The organism is Tardiphaga sp. 285_C5_N1_2 (assembly GCF_052076065.1).
In the GTDB taxonomy this organism is placed as follows: domain Bacteria; phylum Pseudomonadota; class Alphaproteobacteria; order Rhizobiales; family Xanthobacteraceae; genus Tardiphaga; species Tardiphaga robiniae.
Genome location: NZ_CP197241.1, coordinates 1,555,118 through 1,574,371, shown reverse-complemented (window position 1 = coordinate 1,574,371; position 19,254 = coordinate 1,555,118). Strand labels below are relative to the sequence as shown.

The following is a 19,254-nucleotide window of genomic DNA, read 5'->3' as shown; positions in this document are numbered from 1 at the left end:
GATTGGAATACGCATGACTGTTCTCACCGGTGGCGAAGCCATCGTCAGCGGGCTCAAGGCGCACGGCGTCGACACGATCTTCGGCCTGCCCGGCGCGCAGGTCTATGGCCTGTTCGACGCCTTTCATCAGGCGAAGCTGAACGTCATCGGCGCGCGCCACGAACAGGCCTGCGGCTATATGGCGTTCGGCTATGCCCGCGCCTCGGGTAAGCCCGGCGTGTTCAGCGTGGTGCCCGGCCCCGGCATTCTCAATGCCAGCGCGGCGATGCTCACCGCCTTCGGCTGCAACGAGCCGGTGATGTGCCTCACCGGTCAGGTGCCGTCCGATTATCTTGGAAAAGGCCGCGGTCATCTGCATGAGATGCCCGACCAGCTCGCGACGCTGCGCAGTTTCGTGAAATGGGCCGAGCGCATCGACTATCCCGCGGACGCGCCGACAAAAGTGGCGCGCGGATTTCGGGAGATGATGTCCGGCCGCCGCGGTCCTGTGGCGCTGGAAATGCCGTGGGACGTGTTCACGCAGCGCGCGGAAACCGCCGCCGCGACGACGCTTGAGCCGTTCGCCGCGCCCTCGCCCGATCCTGACCGGATCAAGGCCGCAGCCGCCCTGATCAAGGCGAGTAAAGCGCCGATGATCTTCGTCGGTGCAGGCGCGATGGATGCGGGCGACGACATCCTCGCACTCGCCGAGATGATCGACGCGCCCGTGGTCGCGTTCCGCTCCGGCCGCGGCATCGTCAGCAATGCCCATGAGCTGGGCCTCACCATGGCCGCCGCCTATAATCTGTGGCCGCAGACCGATCTGATGATCGGCATCGGCTCGCGGATGGAATTGCCGACCACGTTCCGCTGGCCGTTCCGGCCGGAGGGGCTGAAGTCTATTCGTATCGATATCGATCCCGTCGAATTCAGACGGCTCACGGTCGATGCGCCGATCGTTGCCGATGCGACAGAAGGAACGCGCGCGCTGGTCGCCGCCGTGAGTAAGGCCGGATACACGAAGACATCGGGCCGCCGCGAGACGATCCGCGCCGCCTCGGCGAAAGCGCAGAAGGACATCCAGGCGATCCAGCCGCAGATGGCCTATCTCGACATCCTGCGCGACGTGCTGCCCGACAACGCCATCGTCACCGACGAGCTCTCGCAGGTCGGCTTCACCTCGTGGTTCGGCTTTCCCGTCTATCAGCCGCGCACCTTCATCACCTCGGGCTATCAGGGCACGCTCGGCTCCGGCTTTCCCACCGCGCTCGGCGCCAAGGTCGCGCATCCGGACCGGCCCGTCGTTGCCATCACCGGCGACGGCGGCTTCATGTTCGCGGTGCAGGAACTGGCGACGGCTGTGCAATTCAAGATCGGCGTGGTGACGCTGGTGTTCAACAACAATGCCTATGGCAATGTGCGGCGCGACCAGTTGCAGGTGTTCGACGGCCGCGTGGTGGCGGCGGATCTGGTCAATCCGGATTTCGTCAAGCTCGCGGAATCCTTCGGCGTCGGTGCTATCAGGGTGACGTCACCGGCGGAGTTCAAGCCGGCGCTGGAAAAGGCACTGGCCGATGGCGGGCCGTATCTGATCGCGATCGACGTCCCGCGCGATTCGGAAGTCAGTCCGTGGGCGTTCATTCATCCGAAGAAGCCTTCTTAACCTCTCCCCGCTCTGCGCGGGGAGAGGTCGACCGGCGTAGCGTAGCGAAGACGGTCGGGTGAGGGGCGAGGCAAGAAAGAGGACACATGCTCAACCTGTCGGGTCGAAGATGTGCGATCCGAGAGGAATAGTTCGCAGCGACTGCAGTGGATGCCCCTCACCCGCCGCGCCCCTCGATGCTGCGCATCGAAAGGCGCGTCGACCTCTCCCCGCAAATGCGGGGAGAGGTTAGCGCGTTACTGCTTCACCGGCGGATCCAGCAGCGTGCATCCGCCATCCGCGATCGGCCGCATGATGTCTTCCGCCTTCACCTTGCCCTTGATGGTGAGCAGGTCCCACTCGCCTTTGACCTCCGACGGCTTCTTCACTTCTGCCAGCAGCATGTCGTTCATCAGCCGGCCGTCCTCGCGCACGCGGGCGCCCGGCGCGAAGAAGTCGTCGACCGGCATCGCCTTCATCTGACGCATCACCTTCAACCCGTCATTCTCGTTGGCGGCTTCCGCAGCGCGCAGATAATGCTTCACCGCGCTATAGACGCCAGCCTGCGCATGGGTCGGCATCTTGCCGTGCTTGGCCATGAAGCGCTTGCCGAATTCGCGGCTCTTGTCGTCATTGTCCCAGTAATAGCCTTCGAGATACTGCACGCCTTGCGTGGCCTCCGAGCCTAGCGCCTTCACCGAGGTGAGATAGAAGATCAGCACGGCGAGCTTCTGCTTGCCCTCGCCGATCTGGAATTCGCGCGCCTGCTTGATATTGGTGACAGTGTCGCCGGACGCATTGGCGAGCGCGATCACCTTGGCGCCAGAGGATTGCGCCTGCAGCAGGAACGACGAGAAATCCATCGTGCCGACCGGATGCTTCACCGCACCGAGGACCTTGCCGCCGGCAGCTTCCACCACTTTCGAGACTTCCGCCTGCATGGCGATGCCGAATGCATAATCCGCCGTGATGAAATACCAGGTATCGCCGCCCTGCTTGACCACGGCCTTGGCGATGCCCTGCGCCAGCGAATAGGTGTCGTAGAGCCACATCGCGGCGGTCGGCGCGCATTGCTTGCCGAACACCTCGGCCGTGGCCGAACCAACATGCACCAGCACCTTGCCGCGCTCGCGCGCCATGTTCTGCACCGCCAGCGAGATCGCGGAATTGCCGATATCGAAGATCGCATCGACGCCCTGCTGATCGTAGAGATCGCGCGCCAGCGACACGCCGATATCGGTCTTGTTCTGATGATCGGGGCCGAGCAGTTTCACCGGCAGGCCACGCACCTTGCCGCCGACATCGTCGATCGCAAGCTGCGCCGCAACCACGCTGCCGGTGCCGCCGGCATCGGAGAATACCGAACTCTTATCGTTCAGCACGGCGATGGTGAGAGGTTTGGTGATGGGTTCGGCAAGCGCCGAACCGTTCAGGCAAGCAACAGCAATGGCAGCCAATATGCCCATTCGGGTCATTGTCGTTTCCTCGTTCTGGTTTTTATTGAGGAAAGCGTAATGGCGGCTGAATGCCTTGGCCAGCGAAATTTAATCGATCGATTAAATCGAATTCCGACGTACGGAAAGCATCAGACGACTGGTATCGATGCGCTCCGCCGCTGCAGCCGAACCGCAGCGAGTGCCAGTAGTCCAGCACCGGCCACAGCCCAGCACGCGATGGGCGCCCAGTGCAACAGCGGCGCATAATCCGGCAGCTTCTGCAATCCGCCGGCGACCGCAGCCATGCGTGCGAAAGTCGCGAGCGCGAGCGCCGAGAAGACGAGACCGATGACCTTGCCTTCCGCGCCGGTCTCGCCGATCGCCATTGCCGCCGACACCGCGCTCATCATCATGCAGCCCCATGCCGCGCCGGCGATGAACTGCGCCGCGATCAGCATGTTGAGATTGGCAGCGAACTCCGCGCCGATCACCGCAAGCGCGCCGAGCAATCCGGCGGCGCCAATGACGACGATGCCGCCCTGACGCTTGACCACCGCGCTGGCCGGAAACATCGCAATGTTGAAGCCGATCCAGAATATCGGCATCAGCCATTCGAGATCGGCCGGCTTGGCGAAGCGCAGAAACATCGGCGCGCTGTTGATGCTGAAATGCAATTGGAAACCAAGCGCGAGAATGACCATGGCAGCGATGAACAGCATGGGCATGCGGCCGAGCGCCTTGCCTTGCGCCGGCGAAGCCTTTGCCTCACGGGCGCTGACCTGCACGAGGCCCCGCTCGACGCGCGACAGCGCCAGCGTCACGATCAGCAAAACCACGCCGGCAACAACGAAAGGCAGCCGCGGATCGACGCCGCGCAATGTCGCGCCGAGATAGGGCGCCAGCGCACCGGCGACGCCATAGCCGAGCATGGCCAGCGCAGCGAGAAACGGCCGCGACGGGCGCGCGGCATATTTGCCGAGCAATGTCAGCGGCGGCGCGCGCAAGGCGGAGGATGTCGCCGACCAGATCACGATCAATACAATGAGCGCGACTTGCGCCTTCGGTCCCTGCCCGGCGACGAAAGGCAGCGCGACGAAGGCCGCGCAGGACACCGCGGTCAGGATGCCGACAATGAGACCGAGCCGCCCGACCACGCGCGCGATCCTGTCAGCGACCAGACCCATCGCCGTATCGGTCACAGTGAAAATCGCCTGATCGAGCATCAGGATGACAATCACGACGGTCGGCGCAATGCCGACATCGGCGACAAGCTTCGGCAGATAGATCACATAGGTGACCCAGCCCAGCGTGAAGACCAGTTGCAGAACGGCGAGATAGACGCCCGCGCCATTGCTGGTGGCGGCCTGTGTGCCGGTTCGTTCCTGCTCGCTCATGGTCCCCTCGCCCCACCCGACCATAGAATGGTCGCGGCAGCCAAGGAAAGCGTTCAACGCTTCTCTTCCTTCCCTTCTCCCCCGCGCGAAGCGAAGCTTCGCTAGGTGGGAGAAAGTGGCGCGGCCGAAGGCCGTGCCGGATGAGGGGTAATGCTGGAGCTCCGCTGCTACCCCTCTCCCGTCTTCGCCGCGCGAAGCCACCCTCTCCCACCCTGCACAGCTTCGCTGTGCGTGGGGGAGAGGGAAGATCAGCGCGTCACTGCGTCTTGCGGAACGTCAGATTGATGCGCTGGCCGCCCATGACTGGATGCTCGCCGTCGGGGAGCGGCGTGACGCCGTGATAGGCCAGCCGCGACAGGCCGCCCCAGACCACGACATCACCATGGGTCAGACGATAGCGCTTCTGCGGCGCGCTGCGGGTGAGACCGCCGAACAGGAAGGTCGCCGGCAGGCCGAGCGACACCGAGACGATGGGCGCTCCGAGATCGAGCTCGTCCTTGTCCTGGTGCAGCGAAAGTTTGGCACCGGGCTTGTAGCGGTTGATCAGGCAGGCATCGGGCACGAAGGCCTCGAAGCCGGCACGAACCGCCGCGCGTGCGGCGAGATCGTGAAACGGCGCCGGCATTTCGGGCCATGGCTTGCCGCTATCGGGATCGACGGTGTCGTAGCGATAACCGCGTGCGTCAGACACCCATCCGACACGGCCGCAATTGGTCATGGCGACCGACATGGTGTGACCGCCCGGCGTGACCAGATGGCGGAACGGCGCCGCCTTCACCATAAGGCGCAGCGCCGCGATTACATTTGGCTGTTCGGTGGCGAAAAAATTGCGCAGCAGCACCGCGCCCTCGGCGAGCTCTTCACACGCAGGCTGGTCATCCCTGATATCGGCGAACAGATCGGTCATCGCGGTTGTTCAGTCGTCCCGTCACTTCGCATCGTGAAAGATCACCCCGAGCGTATGGCGCCGGCCGGACTTCACCCGGCTGACGCCATGGCGCAGATTGACGCGATAGCTGCCGCGCGTGCCGGCAACCGGGCGATGATGCACGGCGAACACCACCGCATCGCCCTGCCGCAAGTCTACCACTTCGGCGCGCGACTGCATGCGCGGCCGCTGCTCCGTCAACACGAATTCTCCGCCGGTGAAATCCTCACGTGGCGCCGACAGCAGGATCGCGACCTGCAACGGAAACACGTGTTCGCCATAGAGATCCTGATGCAGGCAATTATAGTCGCCGGCTTCATATTGCAGCAGCAACGGCGTCGGCCGGGTCTGGCCGGCGTCTTGGCAGCGCTTGAGAAACGCGGCGTGATCGGCGGGAAAGCGCACGTCGATCCCCATCGCCTCGTTCCAGCGATTGGCGATCGTGCTCAATGGTCCGTAGAGCGCCGGACGCAGGCCCGCGATCGGATCGGGCAGCGGATAATTGAAATACTTGTATTCGCCGCGGCCGAAGCCGTGACGGCCCATGACGATGCGGCTGCGGAAACGGGAATCGTCGGGATAGAGCGATGCGAGGGCGCGGCACTCATCGGCGGTCAGCAGTTTCTCGAACACGGCGCAGCCCTGGGCGTCAAGTTCGGCGCCGATGCGCTGCCAGTCGATGGCGACGATGCGCGTTTGCGACGTGACGTCGTTGGGTTCCGGGCGCTTCTTCGCGAGTGAAATCATGTCATCGCCTCCGTCATCCGACCGCGATCATGTTGTCATGGCCTGTTGGCCATTTTGAGGAGATGGGCGGGTGAAGCCACCCGATTTCCGGATGCCTCTCACTGTCATTCCGGGGCGCGAGCGCCACTTGGCGATCGCGAACCCGGAATCTCGGCATGGGGGTCTCCGGGAGCCAAACACGTCGGGATTCCGGGTTCACGCGCGCGAAAATGCGCGCGTGCCCCGGAATGACGAGTGTCGGACGCCGACGAGCGGGTGGTTACCCCACCACCGGCAATGTCTTCACGTCATAGCCATGGCTGATCTTGCGCTTCAGCACGGGATCTTCGATCTCGTAGTCGAAACGATCGGCCGGGCGGATGCCGCCCTTGGCGGCGAAGGTGCCGCCGAACATGGCGGTGCCGTCTGGCAGCGTGTCGCCGCCAAAACCCTTCTTGATCAGCTCGGCGACCGGCAACATGCCGCTCAGCAGGCCTTCCTGATACAGCACCTTCTCGCCCTTGATGGTGGCCCAGGAGCGCAGGATGATCTGGTCCCAATGCGGAAGCAGCTCCGAGAGCTCCCACACCACCGGCGCGATCGGCTTGTCGCACATCTGCTTCGACACGGTGATGTTGTAGGTCTCGACCTTGCGGTCGGTGTGGTCGGAGCCGACACCGACATAGGTCTTGCCGCCCGACGCGATCAGGCAGAATTCGACTTCGCCCGATGAATTCTCGTCGGTGCATTCGATCATGCCGTCGGTGGTGAAGCGGCGGGCCGAGCAGCGGTAGTAGATCGGCGTCGAGGCCGGCGGCGCGATGCCGAGCGCCTCGAGTTCCTTGATGTGATGATCGCGCGCGACGGGATCGCGGCCGGTCCAGCCGGCGATGACGCCCTGGGTGATCTTGAGCGTCAACGGCGTCTTGGTGCCTTTTGCGTCCAGCGTGAACGCGATCTCGGTGGTCATATGGTTCTTCCTTGCTTGCAATTGAAAGTGAGCTCCGGCGTCGCGCTCCCTCTCCCCGCCTGCGGGGAGAGGGGTGGGGTGAGGGGGAGCCAGCGATTGAAACACCGGCTCCCCCTCACCCGGCGCTGCGCGCCGACCTCTCCCCGCAAGCGGGGAGAGGTTAATAAACATCAGCCACGAACGAGCGTCTCCATCCCCGCGGCGAGTTCGAAGATGCGGCGGTCGGAGCCGCCGGCAGCTGCCAGCATCAGGCCGACGGGCGCTTCATCCTTGGCGTGGATCGGCAGCGAGATGGCGCAGCCGTCGATCATGTTGATCAGCGTGCAGTTGCGCAGCGCCATCAGGTTCTGCTTGGAGAACACCTTGTCGTCTTCCATGTCGGCAATCGACGGCGGCGTGATCGCGCAGGTCGGCAACACCAGCGCATCGTAAGGCGCGATGCGCTTTTCGGTGCGCGCGATCAGCGAACGGCGCATCGGCAGCAGATCGAGATAGTCGGCGGCGTTCTGAGTCTCGCCGCGCTGGATGCGCAGCGCGACTCTGGGATCATAGACGTCGCCCTTGCTGGCCAGGAGATAGCGATGCCAGGCGTAGGATTCAGCAGCCGTAAAGCCGCCCTTGGTGCTCATCGGCGCGATATCGTTGAACTCAGGCACTTCGATGCGCTCGATGATCGCGCCCTTGTCGGCGAGCTTCTTCAGCGCGCGTTCGAAAGCGGTGGCCACGACGGGATCGAGATCGTCCATCGCCATGGTGGTCGGTACAGCAAGGCGCATGCCCTTGATCGGGCGCGGCGTGAGCTCAAATTCCGGTTCGCCGGCCAGCACAGCATCCATCGCCGCGCAGCAGGCGACCGAGCGTGCGAGCGGGCCGATGCTGTCGAGCGTAAAGGACAGCGGCACGGCGCCATCGAGCGGCACGCGGCGCTGCGTCGGCTTGTAGCCGACGATGCCGTTGAAGGCCGCGGGAATGCGGCAGGAACCGCCGGTGTCGGTACCCAACGCCGCATGCGCCATGCCATCGAGCACGGAGACAGCGGCACCGGAGGACGAGCCGCCGGGCACATGGCCGACCTCGCGCTTCCACGCGCCTTTCGGGGTGCCGTAATGCGGATTGGTGCCGATGCCCGAATAGGCGAATTCGACCATGTTGGTGCGCCCGATCACCACGAAGCCGGCACGGCGCAGGCGCGCGACGGTCGGCGCGTCGGCGTCGGCCGGCGCGGAATCGTCCAGCGCGCGCGAGCCTGCGCGGGTCACCTGACCCTTGATGTCGAACAGGTCCTTGATGGAGACCGGAATGCCGGCGAAGCGCGACGGCGCGGCATTGGCCTTGCGCAGCGCATCCATCGCATCGGCGGCGGCGAGTGCCGCATCCTTGTCGACGTGAATGAAGGTGCGCTCGCCCTCGCCGTTCGGATCGGCGATTTTGGCCAGACAGGCTTCGACCAGTTTGCGGGACGTGGCGCGGCCGGCGGCAAGGTCGGCGGCCAGGCTGGCGAGGGTCGGTGCGGTCTGGTGGAAGTCGTTGCTCATGGTCGCGGCATCCTGTGTGTCTTGCCGGACCCGCAGGTGGTCACGGCGCCCGGTCGGTATCGCCGAAAGTGTCCTCGATTTCCAGATCGAGCAGCGCGGAGCTGAGCGATTTGCCATGCGCATCGAGCGCCAGCGATCGCGTCACCCCTCCGCCAAGCGCCTGATCCATCACGAAGTTCAACGCTGCGAGATTGGGCAGCTCGTAGCGGACCACCTCGCCCGCGACGATGCCCGCAAACAGGGCCTTCACGCGCGCGGCGGTCACTTGGGATACTATCAACGGATATAGCTTTGCGTCAAAGGCAATTACCGAGATGTTGGAAATGTTGCCTTTGTCACCGGTGCGGGAATGGGCGATCTCGCGCAGCTTCACGTCATGCTCCCTGAACCATCCGTACCTACCTACCCTGCCTGGTTGCAGCGGGACAAGCCTCGCACGCATTTCAACCTGAATTCCACGTCGTCCCGCAGTGAGCAGATACGGCCATGCAGCACGCGCGCTGGACCGCCCCCGGTGGAATGTGGAATGTCCATCCAGAGGACAACGAACGGGGCCAAATCCCCGTCCAAGGGAGAGAACACCACACATGGCTGAACCAGCCCGCGCGCGGCCGAAACCGACACCGGAAACCCAGCATTATTGGGACGGCGCCAAAGCCGGCGAACTCCGCCTGCAGCGCTGCGACGATTGCAGCAATGTGTATTTTCCGCCGCGCCCGTTCTGCCCAGGCTGCGCCTCGCGCAAGGTCTCGGTGTTCAAGGCCTCGGGCAAGGGTTTCCTCTACAGCTACGTCATCAATCACCGCCCCGCTGCGCCGGGCTTCACGCCGCCTTACGCGATTGCCGTGGTCGAGCTTGAGGAAGGTCCGCGGCTGATGAGCAACATCATCGATTGTCCGCAGACGCCCGAAGCGCTCGAGCTCGACATGAAGCTCGAGGTCGCCTTCGAGAAGCTCGACGACGCCATCACCCTCCCCGTATTCCGTCCGGCGAAGGGCTGAGATCATGCGCAGAAACGCAGTCGCCGTCGTCGGCGCAGCCGAGACCACCGAGCTCGGCGTCATCCCCAACATGTCGCAGATCCAGCTTCACGCGGATGCGGCCCTCAACGCCATCAAGGATGCCGGGCTGAAGCTGTCCGACATCGACGGCATCGCCACGGCCGTCGAGACGCCGCAGCAGATCGCGCATTATCTCGGCATCACCCCGACCTGGGTCGACGGTACATCCGTCGGCGGTTGCTCGTTCATGCTGCATGTTCGCCACGCGGCCGCGGCGATCGAGGCCGGCCTGTGCAAGACGGTTCTGATCACGCACGCGGAGTCCGGCAAGTCGATGATCGGCAAATTGCCGCGCTCGATTCCGGCCGACAGCCTGCAGGGCCAGTTCGAGGCGCCCTATGGCGTCTACGGTCCGCCAAGCATGTTCCCGATTCCGGTGCTGCGCTACATGAAGACCCATGGCATCACCCATGAGCAGATCGCCTCGGTCGCCGTATTCCAGCGCGAATGGGCCGCGAAGAATCCGCGCGCGATGATGAAGGCGCCGATCACGGTCGAGGACGTGCTGAACTCGAAGATGATCGCCTATCCGTTCCGCATCCTGCAATGCTGCCTCGTCACCGATGGCGGCGGCGCGCTGATCCTGACCTCGGCGGATCGCGCCAAGGATTTCCCGAACAAGCCGGTCTATATTCTCGGCACCGGCGAAAGCGTGGAAACGCCGATGGTGAGCCAGATGAAGACCTTCGATTCATCGCGCGCCTTCACGGTGGCCGGACCGACCGCGTTCCGCGAAGCCGGCATTACCCACAAGGACGTCGATCACCTGATGATCTACGATGCCTTCGCGCATCTGCCGCTGTATGGTTTGGGCGATCTCGGCTTCATGCCGCATGAGGAAACCGGCAAGTTCATCGCGGACGGCAACACCCGCCCCGGCGGCAAGCTGCCGATGAACACCAATGGCGGCGGCCTCAGCTATATGCATTCCGGCATGTACGGCATGTATGCGCTGCAGGAGAGCGTGCGCCAGATGCGCGGCATCGCACCGGCACAGGTGCCGGGCGCGAAGATTTCCGTCTGCCACGGCGTCGGCGGCATGTTCGCCGCGTCGGGCACGGTGATTTTTACGAACGAGAAGTAACTCACACTCGGTGTCATTGCCGGGCTTGACCCGGCAATCCATCTTCTTCGGAAAAAGCATCTTGCGAAGACAGATGGATACGCGGGTCAAGCCCGCGTATGACGACTGAGAGTATTTCGCCAGAATTCACCACCAAAAGGAAAACCACATGGCATCTACCAAATCACTCGACGGCAAGGTCATCGTCGTCACCGGCGCGGGCCGCGGCATCGGCCGTGGCATTGCGCTGCTCTGCGCCGCTGAAGGCGCAAAGGTTGTCGTCAACGATCCCGGCGTCGGCACCGACGGTTCGGGCGGCGATGGCGCGGCTCCGGCCGAGCAGGTCGTCGAGGAAATCAAAGCAGCCGGTGGCACCGCCGTTGCGAACTTCGAGTCGGTTGCCGAAGCGATCCCGGCCAGCAAGATCATCAAGCAGGCCGTAGACACCTACGGCAAGATCGACGGCGTGGTGAACAATGCAGGCATCCTGCGCGACGCGATCTTCCACAAGATGTCCATCGATGCGTTCGAGATGGTGATCAAGGTCCATCTGATGGGCTCGTTCTATACATCCCATGCTGCCGCGCGATATTTCCGCGAGCAGAATTCCGGCTCGTTCGTGCACTTCACCTCGACCTCGGGTCTGATCGGCAATTTCGGCCAGGCCAATTACTCGGCGGCCAAGCTCGGCATCGTCGGCCTGTCGAAGTCGATCGCGCTCGACATGGGCCGCTTTGGCGTCAATTCGAACTGCGTCTCGCCCTTTGCCTGGAGCCGCATGATCGGCTCGATCCCGACCGAGACCGAAGCCGAGAAGGCCCGCGTCGAGCGCATGCAGCGCATGGGTCCGGAAAAGATCGCACCGCTGGTGGCGCATCTGCTCTCCGACGACGCCAAGGAAATCTCCGGGCAGATCTTTGCCGCGCGCATGAACGAGATCTTCCTGATGGGCCAGTCGCGCCCGCTGCGCTCCATCCACCGCGCCGAAGGCTGGACCCCGCAGAGCTTGGCCGAACACGGCATGCCGGCGCTGAAGTCGTCCTTCTACAAGCTCGACCGTTCGGCTGACATCTTCAGCTGGGATCCAGTCTAAGCGTTTAAATCGGCTCGCGGGAGCATCACTCCCGTGAGCCGATTTCTACAACCCAGAATTTAAAACGAAACAATATTACTCAAATAGCTATGCATAGCGGTCTTATCTGACCCGAGATCGCGCTAATTTCGTCATAAAGAATTCAAACGCCGGCCAAGACCGGCTATGTCACCAGCAATCAACGGGTTTGACGTCACGCATGTGCGGACGAAACCGCATTTGCTGGACGAACATCATGACAGATCACGCGGGCGCGATGCCCTCCGCGGCTATGCCGCATTCCAAGCCGCTGAATTCCCCCGCCCGCGTTTTGCTGGCGAGCCTGATCGGCACCACAATCGAATTCTTCGACTTCTACGTCTACGCCACCGCCGCGGTGCTGGTGTTTCCAAAACTGTTCTTCCCGGCTGGCAACGACACTGCCGCGCTGCTCGCGTCCTTCGCGGTGTTCTCGATCGCGTTCTTTGCGCGTCCGTTCGGCGCTGTCGTGTTCGGCCATTTCGGCGATCGCGTCGGCCGCAAGACCACGCTGGTCGCAGCATTGCTCACCATGGGCATCTCGACCGTGCTGATAGGCCTGCTGCCGACGCATGCGCAGATCGGCCTCGCTGCGCCGCTGCTGCTGGTGCTGTGCCGTTTCGGTCAGGGCTTTGGACTCGGCGGTGAATGGGGCGGCGCAGTGCTGCTCGCCACCGAGAATGCACCGGAAGGCAAGCGCAACTGGTACGCCATGTTCCCGCAGCTCGGTGCGCCGCTCGGCCTGTTCCTGTCGTCCGGCACGTTCTTCATTCTGCTGCACTTCGTCTCGCCGGAAACGTTCCTGAGCTGGGCGTGGCGCGTGCCGTTCCTCGCCTCCATCGTGCTGATCGCCATCGGCCTGTGGGTGCGCCTGTCGATCACCGAGACGCCGGAATTCCAGAAGGCCATCGAGAAGGCTGAGCGCGTTGCCGTCCCCAGCATGGAGCTGCTGCGCAAGCACAAGCGCAGCCTCGTGCTCGGCACGCTGGTCGGTCTGATGACCTTCGTGTTCTTCTATGTCTGTACCGCCTATCTGCTGTCCTACAATGTCGGTATCGCGAAGATGTCGCTGCTCGATGCGCTCAAGGTGCAGATCGCCGGCGCCATCGCCTTCGGCACCACCAACATTCTGGCTGGCCTGCTCGCCGACAAGATCGGTCGCCGCACGCTGCTGATCGCCAATTGCCTGATGGTGATCGTGTTCTCGTTCTTCCTGGCGCCGCTGCTGTCAGGCGGCGTGGCGGGCATCTATGCCTTCGCGCTGATCGGCCTGGCGATCTTCGGCATCAATTACGGCCTGATCGGCGCCGCACTCGCGGCACCGTTCCCGACCACCGTGCGCTATACCGGCGCGTCGATGACGTTCAATCTGGCGAGCATCTTCGGTGCCTCGCTGGCGCCTTATATCGCCACCTGGCTGCAGGCGAATTATGGGCTCGCTTACATCGGCTATTACGTGCTCGCCGCCGCGGTGATCACACTCATCGCGATCTTCGTGTCAGACAAGCACGAGGTTTGAGCGCGCTCGCATGACGATCTCAAAGGGGCAGCGCTGGCGCTGCCCCTTTTGTTTGTCAGTTCGACGCCTGCTGCCGCTTGAGTTCGTTGCGGGCGGCGTCGCGCTCGAATTCGCCGTCGCCCCGGCACACCTCGGCGGCCTGTTTCAGATAGGGCAGCGCCTCCTGCGGCTTGCGCTTCACCATCAGATACTGACCGAGATAGAACGACACGCCGCAAGGGCCGAAGTCGTCGTCGAGCGGCATGTTCTTCATTTTGGCGAGCATCTCGTCGCGGGTCATCTGGCCGAGATAGAGCGCCACCATCGGCCACGGCCAGCCCTTCCGATCGAGCGTGTCGGTGTTGCGCTTCAGCTCGCCAATATCGTAATCGCCGCTACGCGCCCGCGCGATGTAGCGCAGCAGCTTGCCCAGTTCGTATTGCGGCGTCTTCTCGACCACATCGCCGAAGTCGGCGGCAGCCTCGGCGAAATGTCCCTGGATGAAGTTCATATGCGATCGCCGGTTACGGGTGTCGGGATCGTCCGGCCTCAGCTTTAGCGCCGCGTCCAGGTCCGGGATCGCGCCGGCAAAATCGCCCTTGCGCGCAAAGGCGATGCCGCGGTCAACATGGGCGCCGACGTCGTTCGGATCGCCGGCCAGAACGACGTCGAAATCCGCGATCGCGCCGTCATTGTCGCCCCGTCGAATCCTGACGTCAGCGCGACCACGGTGGGCATAGGTGTCGCCGGGCTTGATCTGCAGCGCAGCGTCGTAATCGGCCAGCGCCTTGCTAAAGTCTTTCTTGGCGGCACGGCTGTTACCGCGCAATGCGAACGCCGCATAGTCTTTCGGATCGACGCGGATGGCTTCCGAGAAATCTGCGATCGCGCCATCGATGTCGGCCAATCTCTTGCGCAACATTCCGCGTCCGCGATGGTAGGACGAATTGCCCGGCTGCAGGCGAATCGCCTTGTCATAGTCGGCGCGCGCCCGCACGAAATCGCCCTTGGATTCATAGGCGCTCGCCCGCGAGCCGAAGCCCGAGGCGTAAGTGGGATCGAGGGCGATCGCCTTGTTAGCATCCGCGATAGCCAGATCGAATTCGTCGAGGCGGTTGTGGACCATGGCGCGCGCGCCATAGCCTTTCGCAAGATCAGGATTGAGTGCGATGAACGCAGTAAAATCCGCGCGCGCCGCCTCCATATGGCCGAGTTCGAAGTTCCCGATGGCGCGAAGGCGAAGCGCTTCGGAGCGCTCGGCATCCATTGCGCCGGGACGATCGATGATATCGCTACAGCCTGCGATCATCCGCTGATCCATCGGCGGGCGACATCCATTATCCGCGTGCGCTGACAATGATGTGGCGAACAGCAATGCTGCAGAAGCGACTGCAACGCGCATGTGACAGCAAAACGACGACATGGGAACCACACATCAGTATGAGAGATTTGGCCATTGGTCGCGTGGAACTATCAAAACGTTCACTGCGCTGCGATGCGCGCTTGTGCACCGCCATGACCGCGCGGCAGCATCGAATTGTGTAGCATCGCCGTCGCAACGGTATTTAGACTGCTGGCAATAACTGGAGCAAACCAGAAAAGCCGGGAGGACGACGATGCCAACTCAGCTCGACGCGAACGACGCAGTTCAACCCGCCGCAATATCCAACTCACTCAGTCGCAGAAATATCCTAGGCAGCGCCGCTGCATTGGTAGCGACGACGCTGATCGCACCTGATGCACTCGCGCGCAACTTCGGTCGCGGCGCGGAACCGCAGCGCTATCCCGATCCCGATATCGTCGTCATCGACGCCAATCGCTTCAAGGCGAGAGTCGGCAACACCGTCATCAAGCGGCTCTATACGGGCTGCCTGTGGGCGGAGGGACCGGCGTGGAATGCACAGGGTCAGTATCTGATCTGGAGCGATATCCCTGCCAATCGCCAGTTGCGTTATCTCGACGATGACGGCCACATCTCCGAGCGCTTCCGCTATCCATCCGAGGAGAGCAACGGGAATTCGTTCGACACAGAGGGCCGCCAGCTCAGCGCGCAGCGCACGCGCCTTGTCCGCTTCGAGCACAATGGCAGCGTCACGACGCTCGCCGAACAGGCCAACGGCAAGCCGCTGAACGGGCCGAACGACATGGTGGTCAATCCCGTCGACAAGGCGATCTGGTTCACCGATCCCGGCTACGGCGCCATCAATCTCTATGAGGGGCAACGCGCAGCGGCGGGCGTCACGCAGCCGCACCAGAAGGAAGCGGTGTATCGCATCGATCCCACGAGCGGCCAGATCAGCAAGGTCGCGGACGATCCGTTCAAGCCGAACGGGCTCGCCTTCAGTCCGGATTACAAGAAGCTCTATGTCTGCGACACCGGCATCACGCATTATCCCAATGCCAAGAATGTCGTCTGGCAGTACGACGTCGACGGCGGCAAGCTCTCGAATGGCAAGCCGCTGATCGACATGACGCTGGACGGCAAGTCCGGCTTCCCTGACGGGCTGCGCGTCGATACCGAAGGCAATATCTGGGTCGGCGCCGGCTGGGTCGGCGAGGGCTATGACGGCGTGCAGATTTTCGCGCCGGACGGCCAGCGCATCGGCCAGATCAAGCTGCCGGAAACCTGCGCCAATGTCTGTTTCGGCGGCAAGAAGCGCAACCGGCTGTTCATGACCGCGAGCCAGTCACTCTATGCGGTCTATGTGGAAACGCAGGGCGCGCATTTCTGTTGAGGGACGCTTTCCCTCCCTCAAGCGGCGAAGCCGCGCAGTGGGGAGGGTGGCTGGCCGAAGGCCAGACGGGTGGGGTGCCTCCTAAGCGACGGTGCTTGCGGAGGCACCCCACCCGTCTCGACCGCTGCGCGTTCGATCCACCCTCCCCACTGCGCACAGCTTCGCTGTGCTGGAGGGAGGGAAAGAACTACCCGCTGTTCCTGAGTCCCGCCGAGATGCCATTGATCGTCAGCTGAATCCCGCGCAGCACCTGCTCGTCCGGATTATTCGCACGGTGCTCTTTCAGCAGCTCGACTTGCACGTGGTTGAGCGGATCGAGATACGGGAAACGGTTGCGGATCGAGCGATCGAGCAGCGGGTTGTTTTGCAGCAAGCGCTCCTGCTCCATGATATCCAGCAGCGTCTCGATGCACAGATGCCATTCGCCGCGGATGCGGCCAAAGATGGTCTCGCGCAGCTTTTGGTCGGCGACGAGCTCAGCATAGCGCGAGGCGATGGCGATGGAGCTCTTGGCCAGCACCATGTCCATGTTGGACAACAGCGTGCGGAAGAACGGCCATTCGCGGTGCATCTCCTGCAGGAACGCCATGCCCTTGTCGGGATGATTGGCGAGCCACGCCTCGATGGCACTGCCGAAACCATACCAGCCGGGCAGCATCAAGCGGCACTGCGCCCATGAGAACACCCAGGGAATGGCGCGCAGGTCCTCGATGGCGCGGGTCTTCTTGCGCGAGGCCGGACGGCTGCCGATGTTCAGCGTCGAGATCTCGTTGATGACGGTGGATTCCCAGAAGTAATCGACAAAGCCCTCGGTCTCATAGACCAGCCCGCGATAGGCCTTGAAGGCCAGTTCGGAAATCTCCTCCATGGCTTCGAGATATTCGCGGCGCGGCGCGCTGTGCTTTGGCGCCAGCAGGCTTGCTTCCAGCGTTGCAGCGGCGAGGATTTCCAGATTGTTGCGGCCGACCTCGGCGTTGGAATATTTGCTGGAGATGATCTCGCCCTGTTCGGTGATGCGGATCTGCCCATCCACCGCGCCGCCGGGCTGTGCCAGGATCGCATCGTGGCTCGGGCCGCCGCCGCGGCCCACAGAGCCGCCGCGGCCGTGGAACAGCCTGAGCCGGATGTGATGCCGTTCGAACACTTCGATGAGCTCGATCTCGGCCTTGTACAGTTCCCAGCCGGAAGTGACGAAGCCGCCATCCTTGTTGCTGTCGGAATAGCCGAGCATGACTTCCTGCACCGCGCCGCGGCTGTCGACCAGCTTGCGATAATCATGCAGCGAGAACATGCGGTCCATGATGGCTGCAGAGGCCTGCAGATCCTCGATGGTTTCGAACAACGGCACGATATTGATGGCGCTGCGGCCGGAGCAATCGACGAGCCCGACCTCCTTCAGCAGCACTGCGACTTCGAGCATGTCGGAGACGCCCTTGCACATGGAGATGATGCATTGGGGGATTGCCGCCGCGCCGAATTTCGCGTGAACCTGCGCCGCCATACGGAACAGCGCCAGTTCGCCCAGCGTCTCGTCGCTGTATTTGACGAACAGCGAGCCGAGCGGCCGCGCGTTCTTCAATTCATTCGTCAGCAGCGCGATGCGCGCTTCCTCGCCGAGCGCGAGATAGGACGTGCCGGGCATCGCGGCGTCGATCAGTTCGGCGACGGTGCGCTCATGCACGGCCGAGTTCTGCCGGATGTCGAGACTGGCGAGATAAAAACCGAAACAATCCACTGCGCGGCGCAATTGCCGCAACCGGCCGCGGGCGATGACAGCGGAATTATCAGCGATCAGCGAGCGATCGAGCACGTCGAGATCGGCCTTGAATTCCGCCGCTGATGCATAGGCCGGGGCATCGCCCACGGCCGCGCGGCGGTTCGGCAATTCAAGCGCATGGGCCGTCGCCGCCATCCGCGCATAGACGCCGGAGATCGCCAGACGATAGGGCTCGCCAGCGCGGTGCGGCGATGGATCAGGAGAGCGTTCGGCTAATGCGCGGAGTTCATCGGAAACATCGGCGAGATGCGCCGCCATCGACAGCTCTGCGCCCAGCGCGTGAAGTTCGTCGAGATAGAAGCTGAAGGCGCGCCGGCTCTGCAGCATCATGGTGCCGCGCATCACATCTGCCGTGACGAACGGATTGCCATCGCGGTCGCCCCCGATCCAGCTGCCCATGCGCAGGAACGAGCCGAGTTCGGAAGCGCCGCCCTGCGCGCGCAGGCTGTCCTCCAGCACACAATGCAGCCGCGGCACTTCGCGCAAAAACGTATAATCGTAGAACGACAATCCGTTGGCGACCTCGTCGAGCACCGTCAGCTTGCTCCGGCGCAGCAGGTTGGTCTGCCACAGCGTCACGACGGCGCGGCGCAACTGTTCCTCGGAGGCCTCAATCTCTTCCGCGGTGAGCTGCATGCGCTCGCGCCGGTCCAGCAATGCCGCGATTTCCATTTCGCGGTCGATGGTGCTCTTGCGGCGCACTTCCGTGGGATGCGCGGTCAGCACCGGCGAGATCAGCGCCTGTCCGAAGAACTTGCTGAGCAGCGCGGCATCGATGCCGGCCTCGCGCGCGCGCTTCACCGCATGGGCCAGCGTGCCCGATGCGTTAGCCGCATTCGCGCGCTGCGCCCGCATCCGGCGGATGTTGTTCTGGTCCTCCGCTATATTGGCGAGATGGGAGAAATAGCTGTAGGCGCGAACGATGCGCACGGTCTCGGCGATCGACATGCCGTCAAGAATGGCTTCGAGTTCACGCCGCGCCAGCTTGTCCTCGTCGCGGTGAAAACGGACCGAGGTCTGACGGATGTTTTCGACCAGGGCGAATACCGCTTCGCCTTCCTGATCGCGCACGGTGTCGCCAAGGATGCGGCCGAGCAGCCGGATGTCCTCGCGCAGCCGGGCATCGGCCTCCTGGTGAGCAGGATCGTCACCGCGCTGGGATGCGGGTTCTTCGGTGGACAGGGTCAGGGACACAAGGACGCTCCAGGAAGTTGCCGGCGCCCCATTTGGTCGCAAGTCATGCTGCGACGCAAGACGAAGTTGGGGGGATGGACGACGCCTCCTCAGGTGTCGTCCCCGCGAAGGCGGGGACCCATAACCTCCGACAAAGAAATATAGACGGCAGAGCCGCGGCGATCCCGCTTCAACTATAGCCTCGGTGTGTATGGTCCCCGCCTGC

At 63.3% G+C, this 19,254-nt stretch carries 15 protein-coding genes; 6 read left to right on the top strand and 9 right to left on the bottom strand.

The genetic code is table 11. The features are described from left to right. The first annotated feature begins 13 nt into the window (after positions 1–13). Positions 14–1,642 (top strand): thiamine pyrophosphate-dependent enzyme, encoded by a 1,629-nt coding sequence (locus AB7951_RS07385; protein ID WP_120291251.1) that lies wholly within the window; start codon positions 14–16, stop codon positions 1,640–1,642. Positions 1,643–1,878: 236 nt separating this feature from the next. On the opposite strand, the gene AB7951_RS07380 is transcribed toward AB7951_RS07385, so the two are convergent. The 7 genes from AB7951_RS07380 to AB7951_RS07350 form a co-directional block, all read right to left on the bottom strand. Continuing rightward, entirely contained in the window at positions 1,879–3,096 is a 1,218-nt protein-coding gene (locus AB7951_RS07380) for an ABC transporter substrate-binding protein (RefSeq protein ID WP_120291253.1), read from the bottom strand. Between the two features lie 110 nt (positions 3,097–3,206). Continuing rightward, on the bottom strand, positions 3,207–4,451 hold the full coding sequence (locus tag AB7951_RS07375; RefSeq protein ID WP_120291255.1) for an MFS transporter: 1,245 nt from the start codon (positions 4,449–4,451) through the stop codon (positions 3,207–3,209). A gap of 256 nt (positions 4,452–4,707) precedes the next feature. Further along, on the bottom strand, positions 4,708–5,358 hold the full coding sequence (gene alkB / locus AB7951_RS07370; protein WP_439061787.1) for a DNA oxidative demethylase AlkB: 651 nt from the start codon (positions 5,356–5,358) through the stop codon (positions 4,708–4,710). A 21-nt stretch (positions 5,359–5,379) separates the two neighbouring features. Next, positions 5,380–6,126, bottom strand: coding sequence for a 2OG-Fe(II) oxygenase (locus AB7951_RS07365; protein WP_120291257.1), 747 nt, complete (start codon positions 6,124–6,126; stop codon positions 5,380–5,382). Positions 6,127–6,385: 259 nt separating this feature from the next. After that, positions 6,386–7,075, bottom strand: a complete 690-nt coding sequence (locus tag AB7951_RS07360; RefSeq protein ID WP_120291259.1) for a DUF2848 domain-containing protein — start codon at positions 7,073–7,075, stop codon at positions 6,386–6,388. Positions 7,076–7,245: 170 nt separating this feature from the next. Beyond that, positions 7,246–8,610 carry an amidase gene (locus tag AB7951_RS07355; protein WP_120291261.1) on the bottom strand — a complete coding sequence of 455 codons (1,365 nt, stop codon included), beginning with the start codon at positions 8,608–8,610 and terminating at the stop codon, positions 7,246–7,248. 40 nt (positions 8,611–8,650) lie between these two features. Further along, positions 8,651–8,983 carry an AtuA-related protein gene (locus AB7951_RS07350; RefSeq protein ID WP_068735784.1) on the bottom strand — a complete coding sequence of 111 codons (333 nt, stop codon included), beginning with the start codon at positions 8,981–8,983 and terminating at the stop codon, positions 8,651–8,653. Positions 8,984–9,197: 214 nt separating this feature from the next. Between AB7951_RS07350 and AB7951_RS07345 the strand changes: the two genes are divergently transcribed. The 4 genes from AB7951_RS07345 to AB7951_RS07330 all read left to right on the top strand — a co-directional run bounded on the left by AB7951_RS07345 (position 9,198) and on the right by AB7951_RS07330 (position 13,364). Continuing rightward, positions 9,198–9,611 carry a Zn-ribbon domain-containing OB-fold protein gene (locus AB7951_RS07345; protein ID WP_120291263.1) on the top strand — a complete coding sequence of 138 codons (414 nt, stop codon included), beginning with the start codon at positions 9,198–9,200 and terminating at the stop codon, positions 9,609–9,611. 4 nt (positions 9,612–9,615) lie between these two features. Further along, complete coding sequence (locus tag AB7951_RS07340; RefSeq protein WP_120291265.1) at positions 9,616–10,755, top strand: thiolase C-terminal domain-containing protein; 1,140 nt, start codon at positions 9,616–9,618, stop codon at positions 10,753–10,755. 148 nt (positions 10,756–10,903) lie between these two features. Continuing rightward, positions 10,904–11,827: an SDR family NAD(P)-dependent oxidoreductase gene (locus tag AB7951_RS07335; protein WP_120291267.1), complete on the top strand. Its 924-nt coding sequence runs from the start codon at positions 10,904–10,906 to the stop codon at positions 11,825–11,827. A 235-nt stretch (positions 11,828–12,062) separates the two neighbouring features. Further along, on the top strand, positions 12,063–13,364 hold the full coding sequence (locus AB7951_RS07330; protein ID WP_120291269.1) for an MFS transporter: 1,302 nt from the start codon (positions 12,063–12,065) through the stop codon (positions 13,362–13,364). Positions 13,365–13,419: 55 nt separating this feature from the next. On the opposite strand, the gene AB7951_RS07325 is transcribed toward AB7951_RS07330, so the two are convergent. Next, positions 13,420–14,652: a tetratricopeptide repeat protein gene (locus AB7951_RS07325; protein ID WP_158596835.1), complete on the bottom strand. Its 1,233-nt coding sequence runs from the start codon at positions 14,650–14,652 to the stop codon at positions 13,420–13,422. Positions 14,653–14,959: 307 nt separating this feature from the next. On the opposite strand from AB7951_RS07325, the gene AB7951_RS07320 reads away from it, so the two are divergent. Beyond that, positions 14,960–16,078, top strand: a complete 1,119-nt coding sequence (locus AB7951_RS07320; protein ID WP_120291273.1) for an SMP-30/gluconolactonase/LRE family protein — start codon at positions 14,960–14,962, stop codon at positions 16,076–16,078. Between the two features lie 187 nt (positions 16,079–16,265). On the opposite strand, the gene ppc is transcribed toward AB7951_RS07320, so the two are convergent. Further along, entirely contained in the window at positions 16,266–19,043 is a 2,778-nt protein-coding gene (ppc, locus tag AB7951_RS07315; protein ID WP_439062674.1) for a phosphoenolpyruvate carboxylase, read from the bottom strand. Positions 19,044–19,254 lie beyond the last annotated feature (211 nt).